This window comes from Streptomyces flaveolus, from assembly GCF_000716535.1.
GTDB classification, from domain to species: Bacteria; Actinomycetota; Actinomycetes; order Streptomycetales; family Streptomycetaceae; genus Streptomyces; species Streptomyces flaveolus_A.
In genome coordinates, this window is the sequence record NZ_JNWV01000002.1 from 184,470 (window position 1) to 210,135 (window position 25,666).

Annotated in this window: 22 protein-coding genes; 11 read left to right on the top strand and 11 right to left on the bottom strand. The window is 74.2% G+C overall.

The features are described from left to right. The first annotated feature begins 116 nt into the window (after nt 1-116). From OO52_RS02235 to OO52_RS02245, 3 genes are all read left to right on the top strand, one after another. Nucleotides 117-575 carry a nuclear transport factor 2 family protein gene (locus OO52_RS02235; protein WP_030639558.1) on the top strand — a complete coding sequence of 153 codons (459 nt, stop codon included), beginning with the start codon at nt 117-119 and terminating at the stop codon, nt 573-575. A gap of 198 nt (nt 576-773) precedes the next feature. Continuing rightward, a complete protein-coding gene (locus OO52_RS02240; RefSeq protein ID WP_030639556.1) occupies nt 774-2,003 on the top strand; it encodes a cytochrome P450 in 1,230 nt (409 codons plus the stop codon). Between the two features lie 12 nt (nt 2,004-2,015). Next, complete coding sequence (locus tag OO52_RS02245) at nt 2,016-2,216, top strand: ferredoxin (RefSeq protein WP_014676634.1); 201 nt, start codon at nt 2,016-2,018, stop codon at nt 2,214-2,216. Nucleotides 2,217-2,284: 68 nt separating this feature from the next. On the opposite strand, the gene OO52_RS02250 is transcribed toward OO52_RS02245, so the two are convergent. After that, nucleotides 2,285-3,136, bottom strand: a complete 852-nt coding sequence (locus OO52_RS02250; RefSeq protein WP_030639553.1) for an endo alpha-1,4 polygalactosaminidase — start codon at nt 3,134-3,136, stop codon at nt 2,285-2,287. 138 nt (nt 3,137-3,274) lie between these two features. On the opposite strand from OO52_RS02250, the gene OO52_RS02255 reads away from it, so the two are divergent. Next, entirely contained in the window at nt 3,275-4,243 is a 969-nt protein-coding gene (locus OO52_RS02255) for an aldo/keto reductase (protein ID WP_030639551.1), read from the top strand. Nucleotides 4,244-4,247: 4 nt separating this feature from the next. On the opposite strand, the gene OO52_RS02260 is transcribed toward OO52_RS02255, so the two are convergent. Next, nucleotides 4,248-5,069, bottom strand: coding sequence for a phytanoyl-CoA dioxygenase family protein (locus OO52_RS02260; protein ID WP_030639549.1), 822 nt, complete (start codon nt 5,067-5,069; stop codon nt 4,248-4,250). A gap of 63 nt (nt 5,070-5,132) precedes the next feature. Between OO52_RS02260 and OO52_RS02265 the strand changes: the two genes are divergently transcribed. Together OO52_RS02265 and OO52_RS02270 are read left to right on the top strand one after the other, a co-directional pair. Next, nucleotides 5,133-6,029: a helix-turn-helix domain-containing protein gene (locus tag OO52_RS02265; protein WP_030639547.1), complete on the top strand. Its 897-nt coding sequence runs from the start codon at nt 5,133-5,135 to the stop codon at nt 6,027-6,029. 198 nt (nt 6,030-6,227) lie between these two features. Beyond that, a complete protein-coding gene (locus OO52_RS02270; protein ID WP_030639545.1) occupies nt 6,228-8,231 on the top strand; it encodes an RICIN domain-containing protein in 2,004 nt (667 codons plus the stop codon). A 37-nt stretch (nt 8,232-8,268) separates the two neighbouring features. Here the strand turns inward: OO52_RS02270 and OO52_RS02275 are convergent, their stop codons facing one another. From OO52_RS02275 to OO52_RS02295, 5 genes are all read right to left on the bottom strand, one after another. Continuing rightward, nucleotides 8,269-8,757 (bottom strand): universal stress protein, encoded by a 489-nt coding sequence (locus tag OO52_RS02275; protein ID WP_030639543.1) that lies wholly within the window; start codon nt 8,755-8,757, stop codon nt 8,269-8,271. Nucleotides 8,758-8,784: 27 nt separating this feature from the next. Then, entirely contained in the window at nt 8,785-10,038 is a 1,254-nt protein-coding gene (locus OO52_RS02280; protein WP_199819974.1) for an SLC13 family permease, read from the bottom strand. A gap of 63 nt (nt 10,039-10,101) precedes the next feature. After that, complete coding sequence (locus OO52_RS02285) at nt 10,102-11,340, bottom strand: hypothetical protein (protein WP_030639539.1); 1,239 nt, start codon at nt 11,338-11,340, stop codon at nt 10,102-10,104. Between the two features lie 221 nt (nt 11,341-11,561). Then, the gene (locus OO52_RS02290; protein WP_030639537.1) at nt 11,562-12,263 is read right to left on the bottom strand and encodes a DUF4232 domain-containing protein; all 702 of its coding nucleotides are present in this window, start codon (nt 12,261-12,263) and stop codon (nt 11,562-11,564) included. A 162-nt stretch (nt 12,264-12,425) separates the two neighbouring features. Then, entirely contained in the window at nt 12,426-13,817 is a 1,392-nt protein-coding gene (locus tag OO52_RS02295; RefSeq protein WP_030639535.1) for a serine/threonine-protein kinase, read from the bottom strand. A gap of 47 nt (nt 13,818-13,864) precedes the next feature. On the opposite strand from OO52_RS02295, the gene OO52_RS02300 reads away from it, so the two are divergent. Next, nucleotides 13,865-14,413 carry an RNA polymerase sigma factor gene (locus tag OO52_RS02300; protein ID WP_030639534.1) on the top strand — a complete coding sequence of 183 codons (549 nt, stop codon included), beginning with the start codon at nt 13,865-13,867 and terminating at the stop codon, nt 14,411-14,413. Between the two features lie 15 nt (nt 14,414-14,428). Here the strand turns inward: OO52_RS02300 and OO52_RS02305 are convergent, their stop codons facing one another. Beyond that, the gene (locus tag OO52_RS02305; protein WP_030639532.1) at nt 14,429-16,810 is read right to left on the bottom strand and encodes a SpoIIE family protein phosphatase; all 2,382 of its coding nucleotides are present in this window, start codon (nt 16,808-16,810) and stop codon (nt 14,429-14,431) included. Between the two features lie 277 nt (nt 16,811-17,087). On the opposite strand from OO52_RS02305, the gene OO52_RS02310 reads away from it, so the two are divergent. Continuing rightward, complete coding sequence (locus tag OO52_RS02310; protein ID WP_030639530.1) at nt 17,088-20,183, top strand: glycoside hydrolase family 2 TIM barrel-domain containing protein; 3,096 nt, start codon at nt 17,088-17,090, stop codon at nt 20,181-20,183. Nucleotides 20,184-20,488: 305 nt separating this feature from the next. Here OO52_RS02310 and OO52_RS02315 read toward each other — a convergent pair whose 3' ends face one another. Both OO52_RS02315 and OO52_RS02320 read right to left on the bottom strand, forming a co-directional pair. After that, nucleotides 20,489-21,211 carry a 2OG-Fe(II) oxygenase gene (locus tag OO52_RS02315; protein ID WP_030639528.1) on the bottom strand — a complete coding sequence of 241 codons (723 nt, stop codon included), beginning with the start codon at nt 21,209-21,211 and terminating at the stop codon, nt 20,489-20,491. Nucleotides 21,212-21,222: 11 nt separating this feature from the next. Further along, nucleotides 21,223-21,735 (bottom strand): methylated-DNA--[protein]-cysteine S-methyltransferase, encoded by a 513-nt coding sequence (locus OO52_RS02320; RefSeq protein ID WP_030639526.1) that lies wholly within the window; start codon nt 21,733-21,735, stop codon nt 21,223-21,225. Nucleotides 21,736-21,918: 183 nt separating this feature from the next. Between OO52_RS02320 and OO52_RS02325 the strand changes: the two genes are divergently transcribed. The 3 genes from OO52_RS02325 (at nt 21,919) to OO52_RS02335 (ending at nt 24,419) form a co-directional block, all read left to right on the top strand. Beyond that, nucleotides 21,919-22,158 carry a hypothetical protein gene (locus OO52_RS02325; RefSeq protein WP_030344647.1) on the top strand — a complete coding sequence of 80 codons (240 nt, stop codon included), beginning with the start codon at nt 21,919-21,921 and terminating at the stop codon, nt 22,156-22,158. Nucleotides 22,159-22,161: 3 nt separating this feature from the next. Next, a complete protein-coding gene (locus OO52_RS02330) occupies nt 22,162-22,539 on the top strand; it encodes a hypothetical protein (RefSeq protein WP_030639523.1) in 378 nt (125 codons plus the stop codon). 335 nt (nt 22,540-22,874) lie between these two features. Further along, nucleotides 22,875-24,419 carry an RICIN domain-containing protein gene (locus OO52_RS02335; RefSeq protein WP_030639521.1) on the top strand — a complete coding sequence of 515 codons (1,545 nt, stop codon included), beginning with the start codon at nt 22,875-22,877 and terminating at the stop codon, nt 24,417-24,419. Between the two features lie 33 nt (nt 24,420-24,452). Here the strand turns inward: OO52_RS02335 and OO52_RS02340 are convergent, their stop codons facing one another. Then, nucleotides 24,453-25,631 (bottom strand): lactate 2-monooxygenase, encoded by a 1,179-nt coding sequence (locus OO52_RS02340; protein ID WP_030639519.1) that lies wholly within the window; start codon nt 25,629-25,631, stop codon nt 24,453-24,455. Nucleotides 25,632-25,666: the final 35 nt, after the last annotated feature.

The following is a 25,666-nucleotide window of genomic DNA, read 5'->3' on the forward strand; positions in this document are numbered from 1 at the left end:
ATGGGGTGATCGCCGTCCGTCCGCGGCGATGACCTCCGGGGTCATCGCGCCGCCCCGCCGCGCGCGGCACAGTGGTCCGCGTCCCGATCACCGCCCACCCGGGGAGGGAACCACCCGTGTCCACCGACCGCACCGCCGTGACCCGCGCCGTCGTCCAGGAACTCCTCCGCAGGATCGGCCAGGGCGATCCGGAGCGGATCGCCGAGCTGTACGCGGAGGGCTGCGACTGGCGGCTGGACTGGCCCGAGGAGGAACACGGCCGCGCCGACACACCGTGGATCCGGCACCGCGCCACCCGCGCCGACGCCGCCGCCCACTACCGGGAGCTGGCGGCCCACCACGTCCCGGAGGAGGCCGGCACCACGATCGGGCACGTCCTGGCCGACGGCGAGGACGCGGTCGTACTCGGCGTCATCCGGCAGACCGCCGCCCCGACCGGCCGGGCCTACTCCGCCCGGTTCGCCCTGCACCTCACCGTCCGGGACGGCCTGGTCGTACGGCACCACGTGTACGAGGACAGCCTCGCCGTCGCCCGCGCCTTCGCCCCCGACGAGCACGACGCCCGGCTGCCGTGACCAGGCCCGACAAGGTCGACACCCGGCCGCTGCCCCGAGCCGCACGCGACCGTGGCCGGTTTCCGTCCGCCGGACCCCGGGTACTTCGGCCAGATGACGAAGGTCACCGAAGTGGCCGAACTTGGCGTCGACCCATAGGTGCCTGGGGCATCTAATGAAGATCGGCACGACGCACCTCTTCGTCTGCGAGGTCTTTCCATGACGGAACTGACGGACATCTCCGGCCCGGCTGCCCCGCCCGACCCCGTCGCCTTCCCCCAGGACCGCACCTGCCCCTATCACCCGCCCGCCGGCTACGACCCACTGCGCGACGGGCGCCCCCTGTCCCGCGTCACCCTCTACGACGGCCGTGAGGTCTGGCTGGTCACCGGGTACTCCGCCGCCCGCACGCTGCTCGCCGACCCCCGCCTGTCCACCGAGCGCCGCCACCCCGGCTTTCCCGTGCCCACGCCCCGGTTCGAGGCGGGACGCGACCGCAGGGTGGCCCTGCTCGGGGTGGACGACCCCGAGCACCACCGGCAGCGCCGGATGCTGATCCCGTCGTTCACCGTCAAACGCGCGGCGGCGCTGCGCCCCTGGATCCAGCGGATCGTGGACGAACTGCTGGACGCGATGATCGCCCAGGGCCCGCCCGCCGAGCTGGTCTCCGCCTTCGCACTGCCCGTGCCGTCCATGGTGATCTGCGGCCTGCTCGGCGTGCCGTACGACGACCACGAGTTCTTCGAGGAGCAGTCCCGCCGGCTGCTGCGCGGCCCGACCGCCGCCGACACGGTTCAGGCCCGCAACCGGCTGGAGGACTACCTCGGCGGACTGATTGACGCCAAGGCCAAGGAGGCGGAGCCCGGCGACGGCATCCTCGACGAGCTGGTCCACGAACGGCTCCGCACGGGCGAGCTGGACCGCGCCGACGCCGTGTCGCTGGCCATCATCCTGCTGGTCGCCGGCCACGAGACCACCGCCAACATGATCTCCCTCGGCACCTACACCCTGCTCCGGCACCCCGGCCGGCTGGCCGAGCTGCGCGCCGACCCCGCGCTGCTGCCCGCCGTCGTGGAGGAGCTGATGCGGATGCTGTCCATCGCCGAGGGGTTGCAGCGGGTGGCGCTGGAGGACATCGAGATCGCCGGCACCACGATCCGGGCCGGCGACGGCGTGCTCTTCTCGACGTCCGTGATCAACCGCGACACGTCCGTGTACGACGACCCCGACGCCCTGGACTTCCACCGCCCCGACCGCCACCACGTCGCCTTCGGTTTCGGCATCCACCAGTGCCTGGGCCAGAACCTGGCCCGCGCGGAACTGGAGATCGCCCTGGGGAGCCTGTTCACCCGGCTGCCGGACCTGCGGCTGGCCGTGCCGGCAAAGGACATCCCCTTCAAACCCGGCGACACGATCCAAGGGATGCTGGAACTCCCCGTGACCTGGTAAGAGGCTCTGCTCATGCACATCGACATCGACAAGGACGTCTGTATCGGCGCCGGGCAGTGCGCGCTGGCCGCGCCGGGCGTCTTCACCCAGGACGACGACGGCTACAGCACGCTCGTGCCCGGACACGAGGACGGCGGGGGCGACCCCATGGTCCGGGCGGCGGCCCGCGCCTGCCCGGTCAGCGCGATCACCGTACGGGACAGCACCGGCTGACGACCGTCCGGCGGTACGGCGCCCGGACCGCCGTGCCGCCGGACGACCACCCGAGGGCGGCGACCGGATCAGCGCACCGCGCGGACGTACCCGGCGCTGCCCGGCGTGGACACGTCCCGGTCCCGGCGGACGATGCTCAGCCGGTCGCCCCAGCGGGCGCGGGCCGCGCGCAGGCCGGCGTCGGTGTACTCGACGTCCACCACCCGGTCGTCGAACGCCTTCGCGTACACCTCGCACTCGTCGTACTGCCCGCACTCCTCCGTCACCGCGAAGTCCAGCCCGGCACGCTCGCGCCGCGCGGCCAGCTCCGCGGTGTTCTTCTGTCCGACGGCCAGGTACCGGGTGTGCGCGTGCCGGGACAGCAGGGCCATGAAGGCCGTCGCGTCGGACGCGGTGAGCAGCCGGTGGGAGCGGGTGTAGCTGTCGTAGTTGTCGGGCTCCACGGCGTCGAAGCCCTTGTCCGCGCAGCCGTCGATCCAGCGGTTCACCCGCCGCGCCACCCGTTCCCGCTTGGCCGGGGTGCCGATGTCGAGCAGCGGCTCGTTCCAGTCCTCGTCGACGACGACCTCGCCGTGCGCGTCGCGCAGCAGCAGGTCGGCCGGCCAGGAGGAACGCTCGGCGGGCTGGGCCTGGAACGCGTTGACGTAACAGATGTTGTACAGGCCCGGCGCGGGGGAGTCCGACCGGTCGCGGCTGACGATCCGCACGCCCGCGGGCGGGGGATAGGCGCCGCCGATCTGGTAGTCGAACCCGGCGTGCCGCGGGGGCAGCCGCAGCGCGGCGCGCCGGGCAGGGCCCTCCTTCTCCCGCTCGCCGGAGGCGCAGCCGGACAGTGCCGTCACCGCGACGACCAGGGCCGCTGCCAGCGCGCCCAGGGCCGTGCGCGACCCCGTGGCGCGGCGCACACGCGTGGGGGGCACGTCCGCTCCGTCCTGTCCACGCCGGGCGGCGCGGTACGTGTCAGGATCACATCGCCCGCACGCTCCGGACGTCAAGTCGGCGCACGTCACGTCGTAGGCTCGGCCCTGACCATCGTCCTGAAGGCAGGAGCAGCAACGATGCAGTACGTGAAGCTCGGTTCCACGGGCCTGGACGTCTCGCGGATCTGTCTGGGCTGCATGACCTACGGACTGCCGGACCGCGGCACGCACGAGTGGACCCTGGACGAGGAGGCGTCCCGCCCGCTGATCCGGCAGGCGCTGGAGGCGGGCATCAACTTCTTCGACACCGCGAACGTCTACTCCGACGGCACCAGCGAGGAGATCGTCGGGAAGGCCCTGCGGGACTTCGCCCAGCGCGACGAGATCGTGCTCGCCACCAAGGTGAACGGCCGGATGCGGCCGGGTCCCAACGGGGCCGGCCTGTCCCGCAAGGCCATCATGAGCGAGATCGACCACAGCCTGCGCCGCCTCGGCACCGACTACGTCGACCTCTACCAGATCCACCGCTACGACCACGCGACCCCCGTCGAGGAGACGATGGAGGCGCTGCACGACCTGGTCAAGGCGGGCAAGGTCCGCTACATCGGGGCGAGTTCGATGTACGCGTGGGAGTTCTCCAAGGCGCAGTACACCGCCGAGCGGCACGGCTGGACCAAGTTCGTGTCCATGCAGAACCACTACAACCTGCTCTACCGCGAGGAGGAGCGGGAGATGCTGCCCCTGTGCGCGGACCAGGGGGTCGGTGTGCTGCCGTGGAGCCCGCTCGCCCGTGGCCGGCTCACCCGTGACTGGGGCGCGGTGACCGAGCGCAGCGCGAACGACGACTTCGGCAGCCGGCTCTATCTGGAGGGCGACCGGGCGATCGTGGAGGCCGTCACCCGGATCGCCGGTGAGCGGGGCGTACCCCGTGCCCAGGTGGCCCTCGCGTGGCTGCTGCACCAGGACACCGTGGTCGCGCCGATCGTCGGCGCCGCCAAGCCGCACCACATCGAGGACGCGGTGGCCGCCGTCGAACTGAAGCTCAGCGACAAGGAGATCGAGGAACTGGAGCAGCCGTACGCGCCCCACGAGATCAGCGGCCACTGACCGGTCAGTGCGGTCCGTGCGGTGCGAACTCCGTGCCGCACGGACCCGCGCCCTCGCTCTCCGGCAGCGGCACCCGTGCTCCCGACATCGTCAGCGTCCGGTAGTAGGCGCCGATGCGCTCGGCCGAGCGGCCCACGTAGTGGCCGATGAAGGTGCGCCGGAAGCGGTCGGCGCTGCGGTTGGGCCCCGAGCCGTGCACCAGGCTGCCGTTGAAGAACAGCACGTCACCCGGCGCCAGATCCACCGGAACCGGTGTCAGTCCGGGCGGCGGCGGGACGTACTCACGGGCGAACGACAGCCCGGCGTCGGCCACTTCGGGGCAGAACAGGTCCATCCGGTGGGTCCCCGGGACGACTTCGAGGCCGCCGTTGTCCCGGTCGACCGGCTCGCACGCCACCCACGCGGCCACGCACGTGCCCGGCTCGACCCGGAGGTAGAAGTTGTCCTGGTGCAGCGCCTGCCCGCGCGCACCGGGCGGCTTGAAGTAGAACATGCTCTGCGCGGCCAGCACCTCCTCCCCGAACAGCGCCTCCAGCACCGCCCGCAGCCGCGTGTCCAGCAGGAACCGCCGGGCCACCGGGCTGATGTCGTGGGGCTGCATCACCCGTGGATGCCGGCACAGGGGGTCGGAGTGGTCGGGCTCGGGTGCGAAGTGGCCCGGCACCGGCCCCGCCGCGTGCAGCGCGGCGAACTCCGCGCACAGCCGCGCGATCTCGTCACGGCCGAACAGGCCGGGTACGACGACGAATCCGTCCTCCTCGAACGGGTGCCGCAGTTGCTCGGGCAGGATGGGGGTGCCGGTGGCACCGGGGTCCGTGGCTGTCATGATCCGCTCCTCGCGTCCGCTGGGAACCGGTCCCACGCTAGGCGGGTGCGTCCGACGGGAGGGATGCCTGTGCGTGCTGAGGGTCTGCCTGTGACTGCTGCCGCCGGCGACCCGTCCCCGCCGCCCGGCCTCGTCGTGACCGGCCGCTACGACCAGGCACCGGGCTACGGCGTCAACCGGCCGCGGGGATCGGCGAGTTGGCTGTTCACCTTCACCACGGGCGGACGCGGTCTGCTGCGGCAGGGCAGCGCCCGCGTCCGGGCCGGCGCGGGTGACCTGGTGGTGCTCGCCCCCGGAGTCGGCCACCGCTACGCGGTCGAGCCCGGTGCCGGGCGGTGGCGGTTCTGGTGGGCGCACTGCCAGGCCCGGCCGGCCTGGACGCACTGGCTCGGCCCGCACGCCGTGGCCGACGGCCTGTACGCCGTCCCCTCCGTGCCGGACGCCCAACTACCCCGGGTCGACGCGGCGTTCGGCCGGATGCTCACCGACTTTCGCGCAGGGGGTGCACCGCAGGGGCCGGAGCCGGTGGCCGTGGCACACGGCGGCTTCGCGCGCGAACTGGCGCTGTGCGCACTGGAGGAGGTCGTCCTGCTCGCCGTCGCCGGGGCCGCCCCCGCACCGGCGGCCGACGCGGGCGCCGACGCCCGGGTGCGCCGTGCCGAGGAGCTGATCGCCGCCGACCCCGGCGCCCCGCACACCGTCCGCTCGCTCTCCGCGGGTGTCGCGCTGTCCCCGTCCCGGTTCGCGCACCTGTTCACGCAGCGGACCGGCCGGTCCCCGATGCGGGCCGTGCGCGAGGCCCGGCTGCGGCACGCGGCCCGGCTGCTGGAGGTCACCGACCTGACGGTGGAACGCGTGGCGGCCGCCTCCGGATTTCCGAGCCCCTTTCACTTCAGCCGGGTGTTCCGCGCGCGGTACGGGGTGCCGCCCGGCGCCTATCGGGCGGGTGAACGGCGGTAAAGCCAGGAAATGACGGCCCTTGACGAAATGTCAATAAAGAAAATCCTGGGCGGGAAATCCCGAGAATCGGGAGATAGCTTGTTCCGGCGTCTCGGACTGTGTAAAAGTGCCGCCTCAGGTGGACGTTCGAGCTGCCATGACCTCGCCGTACCGATTGGTATGGACTAATTCCGGTAATGCGTCTGGAGGAATTCGGCCGTGACCGAGGCAGGCCTGTCGGACGAGCAGCTGAGCGCCGAACTGAAGAAGTGGACGGGAGCGACACCCGCCCTGCATCCCGTCGGCGAACTCCTCGACCGGCACTGGGCGTCGGCCTTCGCCTACGCCCGGCTGTGCACCGACGGACCGCGCGCCGCCGGCATGCTCACCACCGCGGCCTTCACCCGGCTCTTCGGCGCGTCCCTCCGGCAGTCCGGCCCGACCGCCGCCTGGCGGCCCCATGTCCTGGTCGCCGTCCGCCGGATCGCGGCCGAGTGGGACACCGACGGCCGCCAGGAACTCCTCCACCCCGCCCTGCGCTCCGGGGACGGCACCGGGGAGCGGGCGTCGGCCCGGCTGCTGCCACCGCCCGGCCGGCGGCTGCTGTCCCGCGCGTTCCAGCGAGTCCCCGAGACCTCCCGCGCCCTGCTGTGGCACACCGAGGTCGAGGCCGAACCCCTGGCCGTGCCCGCCGCGCTGCTCGGCCTGGACGAGGAGGACGCCCGCGTCGAACTGCGCCGGGCCCGCGAGCGGCTGCGCGAGGAATGCCTCCAGGTGCACCGTGAACTCGCCCCCGAGGAGGACTGCCAGCGCTATCTGCGCATGCTCGACGTGACCTTCCGGCGCGGCGGCACCGACATCGACCCCGACCTGCGCCAGCACCTGGCCGGCTGCTCCCACTGCGCCCGGACCGCCGACCAGCTCGCCCGCTTCAACGACGGCCTGCCCCTCGCACTCGCCGAGGCGGTCCTCGGCTGGGGTGCCTCCGGCTACCTGGAGTCCAGGACGGCGGACCCGGACCAGCCGGCCGCACCCGCGCCGACTGCCGCCACCCTCGCGCCCGCGGGCGAGGACACCGCCGCACCGCCAGCCGGGGAAGCCTTCATACCGGCCGAGCCCGCCGCCCCCCGCGCAGGGACCAGCCGCCGAGCAGCCCACGGGGGCACGTCGCCCGACCACGGTGAGGGCGCCGCCGGCACGGAGCCGGTCGCGTCCGACGGAGGAACCACCCGCGGCCGACGGGCCGCCCGCGGCGTCTCCCCGGCCCGCCGCCGGAAGGGCGCGGCCTCCGTCGGCCCCGGAGACGGCGCCGGGTCCGCTGTGCCGGGCGGGTCGGCTGGTGGCGGATGGGCGGGTCGGGGCGCGTCGCTCGCCCGCCGCCGAAAGGGGACGGCCTCCGTTGGCCCCGGAGACGGCGCCGGGTCCGCTGTGCCGGGCGGGACCGCCGGCCGTGGTGCGGCGCCACGTCGCCTGGCGGGAGCGGTTGCCGCCGTTGCGCCGAGCGGCGGCGGTGCCGAACCCGCCGTCGGGTCCCGGCGGTTCGCCCTGCGGGCCGCCCGGCGGGCCCGGCGCCGGAATCTCGCGCTGGCCGTCGTCACCGTCGGCGGTCTGGTCGTCCTGCCACTGGCGCTGTGGTCGGCGCTCGGCTCCGACGGTGGCCCGGCGCCCGGCACCGCCGGCACGCCCTCGCGTACGCCGGGCGGGGACGCGGCCTCCCCGGGACCCTCCTGGGCCGGACGGAACGCCGCGGGCCAGGGCGCCCTCGAGGGCAGGCTGCGCAACCTCGCCTCCGGCCTGTGCGTCGGCGTCGTCGGCGACAAGGCCGTCCAGGGCGCCGAGACGGAACTCGCCGCCTGCTCCGCCGCCCCGGCCCAGCAGTGGAGGTACGAGACCGACGGTCTGCTGCGCAGCGCCGCCGCCCCGGACCTGTGCCTGGACTCCCGCCTCGGCTACTCCGTGCGCCTCGCCCCCTGCACCGCCACCGGCAAGGCCGCCCGCGCCCTCCGCTACGACTTCACGCTCCAGGGCGTCCTGGTACCGCGCTCCGACCAGGAGCTGGCCCTGACCCCGGCCGCCACCGACGGCTCCGGCGCGCTCGTGGTGAAGACCCGCGCCGCGGGCACCGCCCAGCGCTGGGCCATCGACACCGCCCACCCGGACCTGCGGATGGAGAACGTCCACTGGGACGGCGTCGGCACGCCGGAGCAAGCCCCACGACCGTGACGAGAGGCGGCCCCGCACCCCGGCGCGGCCCGAGCGGTCAGGGGTGGTGGTGCGGCGGCGGTGGCGGGATCGTGTCCAGGTCCGGAGCCGGTTCCGGCCAGACCAGCAGGACCGGGCAGGGCGCGTGGTCGACGGCGAAGCGGACGGCCGGGCCGAGGCTCTTCGGGCCCAGCCGGGACCGGTCCCCGTCCCGCGCCAGCACCAGCAGCCCGGCACCCTCGGCGGCGGCCACCACCTCCCGCTCGACCCGGCCCGACCGCTCCTCGCGCACACAGGGCCGGCCCAGCCGTTCGGCCGCCGCGTCGAGCAGGGCGGTCGCCGACGTGCCGCCGAGCGCTTCGAGACGGTCACCCGGGTCCTGGCCCCGCCGCCCCAGCAGCCCGGCGAAGGCCCCGTGCGCCAGCGCCGGCACGTCCGGTCCGCTCACATGGAGCAGCACCACCTCGGCGTCCTCCGGTGCGTGGACGCGCACCGCGTCCACGCAGGCGGGCCAGGTGCCCTCCACGAGCCAGGCGATCACGCGCATTCCTCGGCCTCCTCCGCTCACTACCCGTCACATGAGCCGCAGCGATCCCCACAGTGCCACCACCGCGACGGCGAGGGAGGAGGGCACGGCGAGCAGCCCGAGCCGGGTGAACTCCCGGAGGTCCACGTCGTGCTCGTGCTGGTGGACGATCCGCCGCCACAGCAGCGTGGCCAGCGACCCGGCGTAGGTGAGGTTCGGGCCGATGTTCACGCCGAGCAGTACGGCCAGGACGGCCCCGGGACCGGCGGGTGCCGCCAGCGGCAGCAGCACCAGGACCGCGGGCAGGTTGTTGATCAGGTTGGCGAGCAGGGCGGCCAGCGCGGCGATCCCGAGCAGCGCGACCAGCCCGGTGCCACCCGGCATCACCCGCCCGAGCACGTCCGCGAGCCCGTTGTCGACCACCGCCCGCACCACGATGCCCAGCGCCAGCACGAACGCGAGGAAAGCCGGGGCCGCCGCCCGTACGACGGTCAGCGGGCTCGCCTTCCGGCGGACCAGCGCCCGCCCGGCCAGCACCAGAGCGCCCGCCGCGGCCACCCACGCGGGCTCCACGCCGAACGCCGACGCCACCACGAACCCGGCCAGCGTGCAGCCCACGGTCACCAGCGCGAACAGCGGCAGCTCGGGCGCCTCAGCGGTGTCCCGGCCCGCCGGTGCCGCCGCCGCGAGGTCCCGGGCGAAGAACCACCGGAACACCAGGTACTCGACGCCGATCGCGGCCAGCCACGGCAGCGCCATCAGCGCCGCGAACCGGGTGAAGCTGAGCCCGCTCGCCGCGAACGCCAGCAGATTCGTCAGGTTGGACACGGGCAGCAGCAGCGACGCCGTGTTCGACAGATGCGTACAGGCGTAGACATGCGGTTTGGGCCGTACGCCCGTCCGCGCGGCCGTGGCGAACACCACCGGGGTGAGCAGCACGATCGTCGCGTCCAGGCTGAGGACGGCGGTGATGGCCGACGCCAGCGCGAACACCGCCGTCAGCAGCCGCACCGGGCGGCCCGCCGCCCACCGCGCCGTCCACGCCCCGCACGCCTGGAACAGCCCCTCCACGTCACAGAAGTGGGCGAGCACCAGCACCGCCGCCAGGAACCCGACCACCGGGCCGAGCCGCTCCGCCTCGGCCCGCGCGTGGCCGAGCGAGATCGCGCCGGTCGCGACGGCGATCCCGGCGGCGGGCACGGCCATGACCGCCTCCGGCCATCCGAAGGGCCGTACGACGGCCCAGGCCAGCACGGCGACCAGCAGAACGGCGGACAGGGCCTCGGCGAGCGGGGTGTTCAGGGCGGGTCCTTCCACGGTGGAGCAGACGGTGCCCGCCCATCAAAACAGACGATCCTGAACGCGTTACGACGCCCCGGCGCCCGCCGCGCCCAGGAACTCGGCCCAGCCGCCCGCGGGGGACTGCCCGGGCACGAGCGTGCGCAGCTTGCGCAGCACCGCCGGGTCCTGCGCCTCCAGCCAGGCCACCAACTGCTTGAAGGACACGAAGCGCACGTCGTCGTAGGCGGCCATCTTCCCGATCGCCTCCTCGACGGCGTCCATGTAGATGCCGCCGTTCCAGCGTTCGAAGTGGTTGCCGATGAAGAGGGGCGCGCGGTTGGACTCGTAGGCCCGCCGGAAACCGGCCAGGTAGGTGTCGCGGGCCTGGACGCGCCAGGTGTCGTACTGGGCGCGGTCGCCGAGCGGGTTGCCGCCGGACTGGTTGAACATCATGTTGTAGTCCATCGAGAGGACCTGGAAGGAGTGCCCGGCGAACGGTATGGACTGCAGCGGGAAGTCCCAGAGCCGGCCGTCCCGCACCTTGCCCGGCCAGACCTGGAGGCCGCCGGGGGAGCTGGCGTCGTACTTCCAGCCGAGCGCGGCGGCGGTGGGCAGTAGATTGGCCTGGCCCTCCAGACAGGGGGTGCGGCCGCCGATCAGCTCCTTGCGGTAGTCGAAGGGCAGCGGGTCGAGGTCGGTGAAGCCGGTGTTGGTCTTCCACTTCGTCACGAAGTCCACCGCCTGGTCGATCTCGCTGCGCCACTCGGCCGGGGACCAGTTGCGCACGCCGGTCGCCCCGCAGAAGTGCCCGTTGAAGTGCGTGCCGATCTCGTGGCCCGCCAGCCAGGCCGCGCGCACCTGCTGGAGCGTGGCGTGGATGTGCCGGTCGGCGAGGTAGCCGATCGCGGAGGCGCCGACCGGGTGCTGCGGCGGCCGGTACAGGTGCTTCTTGGACTCGGGCAGGGTGTAGATGCCGCTGAGGAAGAACGTCATCTTGGCGCCGTGGTCGGCGGCCACCTTGCGGAACCGGGAGAACAGCCTGTTGCTCAGCTCGCCCGCGCCGTCCCACGAGAACACCACGAACTGCGGGGGCCGCTGACCGGGACGCAGCCGGTCCGGCTCCGGCTGGTGCGGCTGGGCGCCGGTGTCGGCGGTGGAGCCGTCGCCGATCGGTTTCACCGGCCGGGCCTGCGCGGTGCCCTTCCCGTCCGCCGGGTCCGGCCCGCCGGTCCTGAGGCCGGTGCCGGAGGAGCAGGCGGCCAGTGTCCCGAGGGCGCCCGCCGCCCCGGCCGTCAGCACCCGCCTGCGTGATATCCCGCTCATCGTCTCCCCGATTCCCTGGTCATGGCCCGTGGTGGGCCACCTCGCCGTGTGGTCGACCGGGTTCGATGAACGGGGGTCGGGAAAAGATCGCGGCCGGGGGCGGCTGTTGCCGTCCTGTGACAGTTGTGGCGCCGGCATGACGAACCGGGCTCGTCCGGCGCCGGCATGAGGGACCCCGCTGTCTCGGGGGTGACAGCGGGGTCCGCGCGGGGGGTGCCGGGTCAGGAAGGCCCGGCGCCGGGGCTGAACACCGTCAGGCGGACGGTCGAGGAGTTGCCGGAGACCGGTACCGGCCCGCCCTTCCAGACCACCTTCAACTGGTCCCGCTCGTCCGGCGGGGTGACCAGCAGCGCGGCCGGCGTGGCCGTCTTCGCCCCGCTGATCCCCGGGTTGGAGAAGGTCAGCCCCGCCCAGGCGCTCTGCCCGGGCTTGAGCCTGACGGTCACCGGGGTCCCCGGGGACCGCTTCGGGTCCGGACCCAGCTGGTCGCCGGACGCGCTCACGAAGGCCGCGCCCGGATAGCCGTGCAGGGTGCAGGTCCGGGCGGAGGCGTTGGTGAGGACCACGGGGAAGTTCTCCTGGCCGGCGCCCGGGTCGTTGCGGCCCACGGAGGCACGCAGCTCGGAGGTGTGGCAGCGGGTGCTCGCCGCGGCCGGGGTCGTCGTGGCCGCACCGCCGCCCGAGGACGCCGTCGCCCGGGGCGAGGACGATGTGCCGGTGGCGGAGGAGGCCGTGGCGGACGGCGCCGGGCTCGTCGCGCCCTCCGTCGCGGGTGCGGCCGTACCGGAGACGGTGGCCGGGGCTTCGCTGTGCGCGCTCGTGCCGTTGCCGCACGCGGTCAGCAGGCCCAGCACGGCGACCGTGCCCACGAGCAGGGCCCCGTGCCGCGCGGACCGGGGGGCGGACCGGGGGGTGTACACCATGTCGCTCAACACTCCTGGAGGTCACGGCACGCGACGGGAACGCGTGCCTACGGCGCCGGGTGCGCCGTCATCTCCGTCCGATGCACGGACCGCCGGAAAAGTTCGGGACCCGCCGGGTTCTGTCGGGTTCCTTTCCCCGCCCGGCCCCTCGGCAGGCGCCGTTCAGGCCACCCGCAGCGAACGGAGCACGCCGTCGGTGGCGTCGTCGTCGTCCCGCTCGCGCACCTGTACGTACACCTGCGGCCGCGCCGCCCCGTCCGCCGGGACCAGCGCGGACTCGGTGACCGAGCCGCCGTCCGGGCAGCCGTTCCAGGCCCGGACCAGCCCGTGCCAGTCGGCGTCCGTGAAGCGGTGGGCGCCCGCGTAGCGGCAGCCGGGGTGCGCGAGCACCTTCACCTCCGCGGTGACGTCGCCGTGCTCGGCGATCCCGACGAACACCCCGTCCACGGCGGCCTTCAGATCGGACCAGCGGGACAGGTCGTCGGCCACCACGAGACCCGGTTCGTGCCCCGCCGCCAGCCCGAGCGCGTGCGGGTCCCAGCCGGAGCCGCGCAGCTCGCGGCCCCAGCCGGCGGGCACCCGGAGGGTCACCCGCCCGGTGGCGTCCGCGACCCGCACCCCGTCGTCCGTGCCGCCGCCCCGGTGCAGCGCCACGGTCACCGTGACCGCGGCGGCGGTGGCGGCGAGGACCGCGGCCACGGCCAGCGTCACGCCGTTGAGCCGGCCGCGCACCCCGTCCAGGCGCCGCGCGCGCCGCACCGACGGACCGGCGGCCAGCCGGTCCAGCTCATGGGCGAACGCCAGGGCGCCGGGCCAGCGCCGCGCGCGGTCCGGCTCCAGCGCGCGCAGCAGCGCCCGCTCCACGTCGGCGCCGAGTTCCGGCCGCAGCCGCCGGGGCGGTATCACCTTCCCCGGCGGGCCCGGCACGGTCCCGGTGAGCAGTTCGTAGCCGACCGCGCCCAGGCTGTAGACATCCGCCCGCTCGTCGATGCCCGCGCCGGGCTCGGCCTGCTCCGGCGGCTGGTAGCCCGCCGAACCGGCCGCCAGGGTCAGCACCGACGCCTGCGCGAGGCTCTTGGCCAGCCCGAGGTCGGCCAGCAGCACCCGCCGGGTGCCGTCCGGGGCGGTGTGCAGCAGCACGTTGGTCGGCTTGATGTCGCGGTGGACGATGCCCGCCTCGTGCAGCGCGGCGGCGCTGCGCGCGGCCTCGGCGGTCAGCGCGAGCGCCTCCCGCACCGGCAGCGGGCCGCCCGCCCGCAGATCGGCGAGGGTCCCGCCGGCGGCGTACTCCATCACGAAGTACGGCCTGCCGTCCGGGAGTTCCCCGATGTCGTAGACCTGCACCACCCGGCTGGACCCGGCCCGGCGCAGCAGCCGGGCCTCGGACAGGAAGCGCTCCCGGATGTCGAGCCGGTGGGACCAGTTCTCGGCGAGCACCTTCACCGCCACCGGGGCCTGGAGCTCGGGGTCGTGCGCGAGCCACACCGTGGCGAAGGCGCCGCTGCCCAGCGGCCGTTCGAGGCGGTGGCGGCCGATCCGCTCCAGGGGGTGCATACGACTATCATGCCTGGCCTGAGATCGACTTGGAGGGGGGCCCGTCCGTGCAGGACCAGGCGCCGACGGAAGACCTCGCCCGGCGCGCCGCCGCCGGCGACAGCGGGGCCCTGGACCGGCTGCTGACCGAGATCCGGCCCGAGGTCGTGCGCCGCTGCGCGCGCTTCCTGCCGTGCCGGGAGGACGCCGAGGAGGCCGCCCAGGACGTGCTGCTCCAGGTGGCCCGGCACATCACCGGCTTCCAGGGCCGCAGCCGCTTCGGCACCTGGCTGTACACCGTCGTCGCCAACTGCTGCCGGCAGAAGTACCGCGAGCTGAAGCGGCGGGCCGCCGAGCAGCCCGCGGCCATCGAGCCCGCGCACGCCGTCGACCCGCGCACCACCAGCGTCATCGCCGGCTCCCGGGTGGATCTGCTGGAGGCCCTGGACCGGCTGGAGCGCGAGCACCCGCATCTGGTGGCGCCGCTGGTCTACCGGGACATCTGCCAGCTTGACTACGCCGAGGCCGCCGAGCGCGCGGGCATCCCGCTCGGCACCCTCAAGTCCCGCCTGCACGAGGCCCGCAAGCAGGTGCGGCCCTGGCTGACCGCCTCCTGAGGCGCGGGCCCGCGCCTACTGGTCCTCCTCGTACAGCGGCAGCTCGGCCCAGATCGTCTTGCCCTCCGGGGTGTGCCGGCTGCCCCAGCGCTGGGTGAGCTGGGCGACGAGCAGCAGACCCCGGCCGCCCTCGTCGAAGGTCTTCGCCCGGCGCAGGTGCGGGGCGGTGTGGCTGGTGTCGGAGACCTCGCAGATCAGCGTGGTCTCGTCGTGGATCAGCCGGAGCCGGATCGGCCGTGCCCCGTACCGGATGGCGTTGGTGACCAGCTCGCTGACCACCAGCTCCGCCGTGAACGTCGCCTCGCTCAGCGACCAGGCGTCCAGCTGGTCCACGACCTGCTTGCGGATCGGCGCGACCAGCGCCGGGTCGGCGGGGATGTCCCAGGTCGCCACCTGCGAGGCGGGCAGGCCCCGGGTGCGGGCCAGCAGCAGCGCCACGTCGTCCGGTGCGGCCCCGCCCGGGAGCAGGGCGTGCAGGACGCAGTCGCACGCCTCGTCCAGGGAGTCCCTGTCCTGCCCCAGCGCCCGGTACAGCAGCTCGCGGCTGGCGTCCAGGTCCCGCTCCCGGGACTGCACCAGGCCGTCCGTGTACAGGGCGAGGACGGTGCCCTCGGGCAGGTCCACCTCGGTGGACTCGAACGGCAGCCCGCCGAGGCCCAGCGGGGGACCGGCGGGCAGGTCGAGCACCTGCGGCCGGCCGCCCGGCCGCAGCAGCACGGGCGGCGGGTGCCCGGCGCGGGCCAGCGCGCAGCGGCGGGACACCGGGTCGTAGACGGCGTACAGGCAGGTCGCGCCGACCTCGCCCGGGCTGCCTTCGGCTCCGGCGTCCTCCGACAGCCGCAGCACCAGGTCGTCCAGGTGGGTGAGCAGCTCGTCCGGGGCCAGGTCGATGTCGGCGAGGGTGCGTACGGCGGTGCGGAGCCGGCCCATGGTGGCCGAGGCCTGGATGCCGTGCCCGACGACGTCCCCGACGACCATCGCGACCCGCATCCCGGACAGCGGGATCACGTCGAACCAGTCCCCGCCCACGCCGGCGCGCGAGGCCGGCAGGTAGCGGGAGGAGGCGTCCAGCGCGGCCGTGCGCGGCAGCGAGCGGGGCAGCAGGCTGCGCTGGAGCGCGAGCGCCGTCTCCCGCTCGCGCGAGTAGCGGCGGGCGTTGTCGATGCAGACGGCCGCGCGTGCGGTGATCTCCTCGGCCAGCAGCACGTCGTCCGCGGTGAAGGGGTCCGGGCGGCGGTGCCGGGTGAGCACCGCGACCCCGAGGGTGAGCCCGCGTGCCTGGATCGGCACGGACATCGAGGAGTGGATGCCGAACCGCCGCACCCGCTCGCCGCGCTCCGGACGCCAGGTCAGCCACCGGTCCATGTCACCGGCGGACACGCTGGCGGTGATCGTGCGGCCCGCGGTCAGCGAGTCGGCCTGTGGGGAGAGGGCCGGGTACTCCTCCGTCGTCCCGGGCCGGACCACCACCTCCGGCAGGTCCGGCAGCACCGACTGGTGCGCGGCGCGGCGCAGCCGCACCGGCGCGGTGATCCGGGCCGGGGGCTCACCGCCGTACTCCTGCGGGTCCAGCAGGTCGATGGTGACGAAGTCGGCGAGCGCGGGCACGCACATGTCGGCCAGTTCCTGCGCGGTACGCGTGACGTCGAGCGTGGTCCCGATGCGCACGCTGGCCTCGTTGAGCAGTTGCAGCCGCTGCCGGGCGCGGTGGTTGTCGGTGACGTCGTGCGCGGCCAGGCACACGCCCCGGACCCGGCCGGCCGGGTCCCGGACCGGTGCCATGCTGGCGAGCCAGGCGTGGGCCCGGTCCTCGCCGCCGGTGCGCATGAAGGTCTGCACGTCCAGGGGCCGGCCCGAGGTCAGTACCCGGAGCATGCTCTCCTCCAGGTCCTCGCTCTGCGGTTTGCCGCCGATCTCCGCGAGCCGCAGCCCCCGTACCCGCTCCTCGGGCAGCCCGACGACGCCGGCCATCGCCTCGTTCATCCGGCGCAGCCGCAGCCGGTCGTCGTACACGGCGACCGGGCACGGCGACTGGAGCAGGCCCGCCTCGGTGAGCGGGTCGTCCCCCGCGGGCGGATCGGTGCCGGTGAGCGGGGTGACGACGAGCCATTCACCCGGGTGCTCGTCGTGCGCCGGGTGGTGGTGGGCGAGCAGCCACACGGGGACGGTACGGCCGTCCCGGTGGCGCAATTCGACCGTTCCCGCCCAACGGGGGCCCAGGGGCGGCACGGGGGTGCCGGCGTCGGCCAGCAGTTCGGCGGCGGGGCGGCCCAGGACGGCGTCCGCCGGGTGGCCGAGCAGGCGGCGGGCGCCCTCGTTCCACTCCACCAGCGTTCCGTCGTCACCGATGACAGCCCGGGCCGTCGCCGCATCGTCGAACGGATAGGCCCGGCTCATCGTCCCCGCTCCCAAGCGCACACTCACAGTGAACAGGTGGCACCACTCGCGTACCAGCCTAGTGCTTCGCGCCCTCCCGTGAGCGCCGATCCGGGACCGTCCGACCGACCCGTCGAACACGCCGGGGGCACGGTCAAGGGGGAAATCCGGCCGATGTGCTGCCGACGGTACTCGCAAGGTTCCGGACCCTTGACGGTCATGTGTGGCAGGACGTCAGAATCTGTTTGTTCACGATCAGTTGTGAGTACTTCTGGGCCCTGATGAGGGAGAGCCGCCCATGTCGGTCACGCGTAGATCGGTTCTGGTCGCAGCCACGGCAGCGCCCGCGGCCGGGACGCTCCTGAACGTTTCCGCGGCTCCGGCCGCCCTCGCCGCCGACGCGCCCGCCGCCGGGCGGCGCCACACCGTGCCGCTGCGGGACGGCTGGCGCTTCGCCCTGGCCGACCCGGCCGACGTCACCGACCCCACAGGCGCCTACGCACGGGCCGCCGACCCGGGCTACGACGACTCGGCCTGGCGGGAGGTCCCCGTACCCCACGACTGGAGCATCGAGCAGACCCCCACGACCGACCACGGCACCACCAGCGGCACCGGCTTCTTCCCGGGCGGCCTCGGCTGGTACCGGCTCGCCTTCACCATCCCGCGCGACTGCGCCGGCAAGCGGATCTCGGTCGAGTTCGACGGCGTCTACATGGACGCCCACGTGTACTGCAACGGCACCGAGGTGGGCCGCCACCCCTACGGCTACACCGGCTTCGCCTTCGACCTCACCGACCTCGTCCACACCGACGGCACCACCCCCGACGTGCTCGCGGTCAAGGTCCAGAACCGGCTGCCCAGCAGCCGCTGGTACTCCGGCAGCGGCATCTACCGCGAGGCCCGCCTGGTGATCACCGAGCCGGTGCACGTGGCCCGCTGGGGCACCTGCGTCACCACGCCGGAGGTCTCCGCCGACCGGGCGCTGGTCCGGGTGCGGACCACCGTGCGGAACGCGTCCGGCACCGGCGCGGACGTGGAGATCCGCTCCCGAATCGTCGCTCCGGACGGCCGGACCGTCGCCCGTACGGCCACCACGGCCGCCGTCGCGGACGAGGCCACCGAGACCCACGAACTGACCGTCCCCGAGCCCCTCCTGTGGGACTTCGCGACCCCGGAGCACCGCTACACCCTGCACACCGAACTGCGCGTCGGGGGCCGCACCACCGACACCTACCGCACGCCCTTCGGTATCCGCACCTTCCGCTTCGACCCCGACGAGGGCTTCTCCCTCAACGGCGCGTACACCAAGATCAAGGGGGTCGACCTCCACCACGACCAGGGCGCGCTCGGCGCGGCGATCAGCGTCGACGCCGTGCGCCGGCAGATGCGCATCATGAAGTCGATGGGCGTCAACGCCTTCCGCACCTCCCACAACCCGCCCTCGCCGCAGATGATCCAGGTCTGCGAGGAGCTGGGCATCGTGATGATGGTGGAGGCCTTCGACTGCTGGCGCACCGGCAAGACGAAGTACGACTACGGCCGGTTCTTCGACGAGTGGTGCGAACGGGACGCCACCGAGATGGTCCTGGCCGCCCGCAACTCGCCCGCCGTGGTGCTGTGGTCCATCGGCAACGAGATCCCCGACTCCACCTCCACCGCCGGGCTCGCCATGGCGGACCGGATCATCGCCGCCGTCAAGGCCGCCGACGACACCCGGCCGCTCGTCATCGGCTCCGACAAGTACCGGCGCGTACCCGCCAAGGGCTCGGCGGCCGACCTGATGCTCGCCAAACTGGACGGCCTCGGCCTCAACTACAACACGGCCAAGTCGGTGGACGCCCTGCACGCGGCCTACCCCCACCTGTTCCTCTTCGAGTCCGAGTCCTCCTCGGAGACCTCGACCCGCGGCACCTACCAGGAACCGGAACACCTCAACACGGGCGAGAACCACACGCCCGGCAGACGCGAGGTCTCCTCCTACGACAACAACCTCGCCTCGTGGACGATGAGCGGCGAGTACGGGCACAAGAAGGACCGGGACCGGAAGTGGTTCGCTGGCCAGTTCCTGTGGTCCGGCATCGACTACATCGGCGAACCGACGCCGTACGACGTCTTCCCGGTCAAGGCGTCCTTCTTCGGCGCCGTCGACACCGCCGGCTTCCCCAAGGACATGTACCACCTCTTCCGGAGCCAGTGGACGACCGAGCCGATGGTCCATCTGCTGCCGATGACCTGGAACCACGAGGAGGGCGACACCGTCGAGGTGTGGGCCTACGCCAACGTGCCCAGCGTCGAGCTGTTCCTCGACGGAGAGTCCCTGGGAGTGAGGGAGTTCGACGTCAAGCGGACCACCGACGGCCGCGGCTACCTGGAGACCACCGAACCCACCGGCGACGACAAGACCTTCACCGACGGCCCCTACCCGGGCAGTTACACCAGCCCCAACGGCAGCGCGGGCAAACTGCACCTGACCTGGAAGGTGCCGTACCGGCCGGGCGAGCTGAAGGCGGTGGCCCGGCGGGACGGCAAGGTCGTCGCCACCGACGTGCTGCGCACGGCCGGCGCCCCGCACGCCGTACGGCTCACCGCCGACCGCACGTCCCTCGCCGCCGACGGCCGTTCGCTCGCCTTCGTCACCGTCGAGATCGTCGACGCGCACGGCGTGGTCGTGCCCGACGCGGACCACCTCATCGCCTTCGACGTCACCGGCGGCTCCCTGGCCGGCGTCGACAACGGCCGCCAGGAGAGCGCCGAGCGCTACCAGGCGAGCACCCGCACCGCCTTCCACGGCAAGGCCCTCGCCATCGTCCGCTCCGGCACCAGGCCCGGCGCCCTGAAGGTCACCGCCCGGGTGGACGGCCTGCGCACGGGCACGGCCCACCTGCACACCACCCCGGCCCGCTCGGCCGCGACCACCGAACCCGCCGCCTTCCGGCCCGACCACCCGGCGCCCATCGGCCATCCGTACGCGGACGCCAGTTACTCCGGCCGCCCGGACAGCCTGCCCGCCGCGATGCTGGACGGCGACCCGGCCACCGGCTGGTCCAACGCCTTCGTCAAGTCGGCCACCGCGCTGCTGCCCGCGTTCAGCGGGGCCCGGGCGAAGGACTGGGTGTCCGTCGACTTCGGGCGCACCCGGACCCTCGACCGGGTGGCGGCCTCCTTCACGGTCGACGCCGGCCACACCCTGCCCGCGCGGGCCGAGGTGGCGGTGTGGGACGGGCACGCCTGGGTCCCGGTGACCGGGGCGAAGACGGAGTGGGCCACCGCCTCCGACAGCCCGACGGTCATCACCTTCGACGCGGTACGCGGCTCCCGGCTGCGGCTGACGCTCACCAGCGCGTACCCGGGGCAGGCGAAGGGGGCGGTGCGGATCAGCCGGCTGGACGTCTGACTCGGGCCTCCGCGGCCGCGCCCTCCGGCTGCCGGCGTGCGGTCGGCCGGGGGCCCGTGACGGCCGGCCGCGCAGGTCTTCACCCGGCTCTTCGGCGTGTCCCTCCGGCAGTCCGGCCCGACCGCCGCGTGGCGGCCCCATGTCCTGGTCGCCGTCCGCCGGATCGCGGCCGAGTGGGACACCGACGGCCGCCAGGAACTCCTCCACCCCGCCCTGCGCTCGGGGACGGCACCGGGGAGCGGGCGTCGGCCCGGCCGCCGGCCGCTGTTCCCCGCGCCCCTGGAGGAGCCGCGGTGCCGCCCGGGTCAGGCCGCGTCGTGGAAGACCAGGCCCAGGGTCCGCCGCCGCCCCGACCGCACCGTGCTCACCCCGTGCCGCATCGCACCGGCCGACCAGCCGCGCCGGGTGCGCACGGGGCGGTCCCGGGTGGTGAACACCAGTCCGTGCCCCTGGCGCAGGACGCTCGCCGTACCCCGGGACTGGGCGCGTGGGCGCTGTTCGACCATGAGGAACTCGCCGCCGGTGTAGTCGGTGCCGTACGCGTCCAGCGCGATCACCACCTGGAGCGGGAAGACCAGCTCCCCGAACACGTCCCGGTGCAGCGCGTTCCAGTCGCCCGGCCCGTAGCTGAGCAGGATCTGCGCCGACCGGTCCTGGCCGGCCGCGTGGCAGCGCGCCAGCCACGCGTCGAGCGAGTCGGGCCAGGGCGCCGGGCGGTCCAGCCGGGCCGCCCAGTCCCGGGCGACCGGCAGCAGACGGGGATAGAGCGCGGCCCGCAGCGCGGCGACCGGGGCGGGCAGGTCGTGCGTGAAGTAGCGGTACTCGCCGGAGCCGAACCGGTGCCGGCCCAGGTCGACCGTGGTGCGGAACAGCTCCGGCTCGTCGTACAGCGCGGCCAGGTCCGCGCACTCGGCGGGCGTCAGCAGCGGGCCGGTGGGCGCGCTGCCGTGCTCGTCCAGCTCGGCGGCGAGCGCGGTCCAGTCGGTGCGGGCGGCCCGGCGACGGGCCTCGGCCCGGGTGAACGTCATGGGTCCTCCGGTCACAGCAACGTCGGCTGCAACGCACCCTCGTGCGTGAGCAGCCACCGCTTGTGCTCGACCCCGCCCGCGTACCCGCGCAGCGAGCCGTCCGCGCCGATCACCCGGTGACACGGGCGGACCAGCAGGTGGGGATTGGCGCCCAGGGCGCGGCCCAGCGCGCGCAGTTCGGACCGGGGCACGCCGACCCGGGCGGCCAGCTCGCCGTACGTGGTCGTCGTGCCGTACGGGATGTCGTCCAGCGCCTGCCACACGGCCCGCTCAAACGGGCTGCCGGCGGGGGAGAGCGGCAGGTCGAAGCGGGTCCGGCGGCCCGCGAAGTACGCCTCCAGCTGCCGGTGGACCTCGCTGAACGGCCGGTCGTCGCGGTCCTCGGGCCGGACCGCGGGCGCGCCGCGCTGCCCTGGCAGCGAGAGCGAGGCGAGCGTGAGACGGCCGGCCGGGGACACGGATCCGGTCAGCAGCAGGTCGCCCAGCGGGCTGGGGTGCGCGGTGTGCACGGTGTGCGTCTTCATCGGTGCTCCCACCTGTTTCCTCGGTGCTTCTTCGGCTGCTTCCGCGCTGTCGAGTCTGCTGCCCCGCCCGCGGCGTCACCGGCGGGAATCGGACATGGCCTTCGGACCTGGCCGGTACCGCACCATGCGGCTGTTGACCTGGGCATATTTACGCGTGAGTACCCGCGCGGTACCGTGAGGGACATGCCAGCTCTCAACGTGGAGTTCAGCGAACGGGAACTAGAGGACCTGCGGCAGATCGCCAAGGAGCGCGGTACGTCGATGAAGGCCCTCGTGCGCGAGGCCGCCGCCGCCGACATCGCCCGGCACCGGGCCCTTCAGGAGGGCGCCGAGGCGTTCCGTCGCTTCTTCGCCGGCCATGCCGAGGAGTTCGCGGCTGCCTTCCCCGACGACGAGCGCCCCGCCAAGGGCGAGGCCGCCTGAGCGATGCCCTCCGTCATCCATATCGACGTCCCGTGGCTGCTCCAGCGGCACGAGGAGGTCCTGCCCGAACAGCCCGCCGTGGACGACTTCTCCGCGCTGGTCGCCGCCGTCGCCCGGCACCGGGTGGACCCGCCCCGGCTCGGCGTGGACTCCGACGCGGCCTGGCGCGCCGCCGCGCTGCTGCACACCCTCGCCGTGCTCAAGCCGCTGCCCGCGGCCAACGCCCGCTTCGCCTGCGCGACCGCCGTCGCCTACATGTTCGTCAGCGGTGTCGGCATCGACCCGCCCTACGGCGCCCTCGTCGACCTGGCCCGCGACCTCATCTCCGGCAAGACCGACGTGTACGGTGCCGCCGACCGGCTCCGCTCCTGGCAGATCTGACGCGGCCGGGCCCGCCCTGTCCCCGGCCGGCGGGGGAAGCCGCCGGGAGCCGCCGGCCGGGGACGGGCCTTTTCGAGGAGGACCGGTACCCAGTCCACTACCGGGCCGCCCGCTGCGGGAGCGTGCGCGTCCGGTGGACGCGTGCACACGATTCACACGGGGCGCATGAGAAATCCGGCCGCTTTCGCGACAACCCCTGGCCGCGGCCCCGATTCTGACTTTCCTTCAAACCTGCCGATGTCCTCCGTGCGCCTTGTTGCCCGTGTGGAAGGTGTGCAAGGGTTCAAACGCGGTGAATTTCCCGCTCGCATCACGCGCCAAAAGGAATCCGCTCCGTGCTCACCCCCCACCCCCCTCGTCCTCCGTATCCGCCGTCCGGCGCCGATCCCGGGGAATCCGACGAGTTCCTCGCCGGCCCGCTGCGGGCCGGCTCCGACGCGGAGGCGTCCCGGTCGGCCGCCCTCCTGATGGCCCGGCACTGGCAGCCGGCCCAGGAGTACGCGGTCATCTGCCTGGCCGCCTCCGGACCCCTCGCCCACATGGTCACCGCCACCGCCTTCCACCAGGTCCTCGGCCGGCTGGCGCTCGGCGAACCCGCCGACGCGCTGCGGCCCCGCCTGCTGGTGGCCGTCCGCGACACGGTCTTGAACTGGTCCGGCACCGACGGGATCACCGCCGTACTACCGGGACTCGGCAAACCCGCCGGGGGCCGCGGGATGCGCGCCGCGCAACCGCTCGTACCGGAGAACCGCGCCCTGTCCGACCGCTCCTTCCACGGCCTTTCCCGCCTGGAACAGGCCCTGTTGTGGCACGCCGAGGTCGAGGCCGAACCGCTGTACGTCCCCGCCGGACTGCTCGGCGTGGACATCCAGAACGCGTCCGCCGCGCTCGAACAGGCCCGGGAGAAGTTCCGCGAGGGCCTGGTGCGCGCCCACCGGGAGCTCGCGCCCGGCAAGGAGTGCCGTTACTACAACCGTCTGCTCGACGTCCCGATCCGCCGGGGCGGCGCCCTGCTGCCCGATGTCCAGGAGCATCTGGCCGGCTGCGCCTACTGCCGGCACGCGGCCGAGCAACTCGGCCACGCCGAGGCGGCGTTGGGCGTGCTGCTCGCCGAGGCCGTGCTCGGCTGGGGCGCCCGCCGCTACCTCGACTCGCGCCCCGGCCGCCGCCCCGGTCCCGCCCGCGGCGGGTCCCGGCGGTCCGGCGGACGCCGGCGCGGCGGCGGTCGTCGCGGTGCCGAGGAGGGCGGAAGGGGGCTGCCGGCCCGCTTCCTCGCCGGGGTGTCCGCGCACCGCGCGCCCGGCACCGCCTGGTCGTCCCGGACGCTGCTGACCGGGGTCGGAGTGGCCTCGGCCGGGCTGCTCGCCACCGTCCTCGCGGTCAGCGTGTGGCCGGACGGCGACGACGGCACCGCCCCCGTCGCCACCAGCGCGGTCCCCGGCGCGTCGGCTCCGTCGGGCACCGCGGGCCTGCCCGCCGCCGGCCGGCCGGGTCCGCTGCGCAACGCCGCCGGACGGTGCCTGGACGTCAAGGGCACGGCGGAGGCCGGGGCGAGTGCCGTGCTCGCCGAGTGCTCCGGTTCGGCCACGCAGCGGTGGACGTACGAGACCGACGGGCTGCTGCGCAGTGCCGCCGACACCGGTCTGTGCCTGGACTCGCACGCCGACGCCGGCGTGGTGCTCCTCGGCCGCTGCGCCGACGCCGGATCGGAACGCGGCGACGACGTGCGCTACGACCTCTCCGCCGAGGGCGAGTTGCTGCCGCGGTGGGACCGGACCCTCGCGCTCGCCGCCGGCGGCGACCAGGCGGGGGCCGACCTCGTCGTCAAGGTCCGGGACGGGTCCGCAGGCCAGCGGTGGGCCTCCGGCGTCTCGCCGTAGGGATGCGACAGGTCGCCTCGCCGGCCGCGGCCCTCAGGAGGGCGCGCCTGCGCCGGCTTCCAGGTCCGACCGCGTCACCGTGCCCGGACGCGCGTGACCCGACAGGGCGAGCGTCAGGTCGAACTCCGCCAGGAGGCAGCGGATGACGTGCTCCACGCCCGCCTGGCCGTCCAGGCCCAGGCCGTAGACGTACGGGCGGCCGAGCAGGACCGCCCGGGCGCCCAGGGCCAGGGCCTTGAAGACGTCGTCGCCGGTGCGCACCCCGCTGTCGAACAGCACCGTCAGCCGGTCGCCCACCGCGTCCGCGACCCGGGGCAGCGCGTCGGCCGCCGCGACCGAACCGGCCACCTGCCGGCCGCCGTGGTTGGAGACCACCACGCCGTCCATCCCGGCGTCCGCGGCGAGCCGGGCGTCGTCCGGGTGCAGGACGCCCTTGAGCACGATCGGACCGTCCCAGTGCTCGCGCAGGAAGGCCAGGTCCGGCCAGGTGTGGCCCGCGTCCCCGAACAGGCCGAGGAAGTGCAGCACCGCCGCGTTCGGGTCCTCGTGCACCGGCTTGGCGAGGCCCGCCTGGAACGCCGGGTCGGTGAAGTAGTTGGCGGTGCCCACGCCGTGCACGAACGGCAGGTAGGCCTGGTCCAGATCGCGGGGCCGCCACGCCAGCAGCGGGGTGTCCAGCGTGACGACCAGCACCGAGAAGCCGGCCGCCCGCGCCCGGGCGAGGAAACTCCGCGTCACCTCGCGGTCCTTGCCCCAGTAGAGCTGGAACCACCGCTCGGCGTCCCCCATCGCCTCCGCGACCTGCTCCATCGGCGTGCTCGACGCCGACGACAGCACGAAGGGCACGCCCTGCGCGGCGGCGGCCCGGGCGGCGGCGGTCTCGGCGTCCGGGTGCATGATCGACAGCACGCCGACGGGGGCGAGGGCGAGGGGTGCCGGCAGGGTCCGCCCGAGCACCTCGGTGGTGAGGTCGCGCTCGTGCACGTCCCGCAGCATGCGCGGCACGATCCGGTGCCGGGATAGGGCCGCCCGGTTGGCGCGTGCCGTGCCGCCGTCGCCCGCGCTGCCCGCCACGTAGCCCACCGGGCCCGGGCCGAGCCGGTGTTCGGCCAGTTCCTCCAGCCGGGTCAGATCGGTGGGGAGCCGGGGCACGGCCCCGGTCATCCCGTTCAGGTAGATCTCGTACTGGAAGTCCGCCCAGTGCCGTGTCATCCGTCAACTCCCGCGCGTCGTCGGCCGCGTGCGCC

Bases quoted from the DNA above. Each gene is read 5' to 3' on its own strand.
- OO52_RS02285 (WP_030639539.1), bottom strand. From the start codon at position 11,340: ATGAGCGGGATATCACGCAGGCGGGTGCTGACGGCCGGGGCGGCGGGC.
- OO52_RS02340 (WP_030639519.1), bottom strand. From the start codon at position 25,631: ATGACACGGCACTGGGCGGACTTCCAGTACGAGATCTACCTGAACGGG.
- OO52_RS02310 (WP_030639530.1), top strand. From the start codon at position 17,088: ATGTCGGTCACGCGTAGATCGGTTCTGGTCGCAGCCACGGCAGCGCCC.
- OO52_RS02295 (WP_030639535.1), bottom strand. From the start codon at position 13,817: ATGCACCCCCTGGAGCGGATCGGCCGCCACCGCCTCGAACGGCCGCTG.
- OO52_RS02265 (WP_030639547.1), top strand. From the start codon at position 5,133: ATGCCTGTGCGTGCTGAGGGTCTGCCTGTGACTGCTGCCGCCGGCGAC.
- OO52_RS02305 (WP_030639532.1), bottom strand. From the start codon at position 16,810: ATGAGCCGGGCCTATCCGTTCGACGATGCGGCGACGGCCCGGGCTGTC.
- OO52_RS02260 (WP_030639549.1), bottom strand. From the start codon at position 5,069: ATGACAGCCACGGACCCCGGTGCCACCGGCACCCCCATCCTGCCCGAG.
- OO52_RS02320 (WP_030639526.1), bottom strand. From the start codon at position 21,735: ATGAAGACGCACACCGTGCACACCGCGCACCCCAGCCCGCTGGGCGAC.
- OO52_RS02255 (WP_030639551.1), top strand. From the start codon at position 3,275: ATGCAGTACGTGAAGCTCGGTTCCACGGGCCTGGACGTCTCGCGGATC.
- OO52_RS02245 (WP_014676634.1), top strand. From the start codon at position 2,016: ATGCACATCGACATCGACAAGGACGTCTGTATCGGCGCCGGGCAGTGC.
- OO52_RS02275 (WP_030639543.1), bottom strand. From the start codon at position 8,757: ATGCGCGTGATCGCCTGGCTCGTGGAGGGCACCTGGCCCGCCTGCGTG.
- OO52_RS02315 (WP_030639528.1), bottom strand. From the start codon at position 21,211: ATGACGTTCACCCGGGCCGAGGCCCGTCGCCGGGCCGCCCGCACCGAC.
- OO52_RS02325 (WP_030344647.1), top strand. From the start codon at position 21,919: ATGCCAGCTCTCAACGTGGAGTTCAGCGAACGGGAACTAGAGGACCTG.
- OO52_RS02330 (WP_030639523.1), top strand. From the start codon at position 22,162: ATGCCCTCCGTCATCCATATCGACGTCCCGTGGCTGCTCCAGCGGCAC.
- OO52_RS02240 (WP_030639556.1), top strand. From the start codon at position 774: ATGACGGAACTGACGGACATCTCCGGCCCGGCTGCCCCGCCCGACCCC.
- OO52_RS02290 (WP_030639537.1), bottom strand. From the start codon at position 12,263: ATGGTGTACACCCCCCGGTCCGCCCCCCGGTCCGCGCGGCACGGGGCC.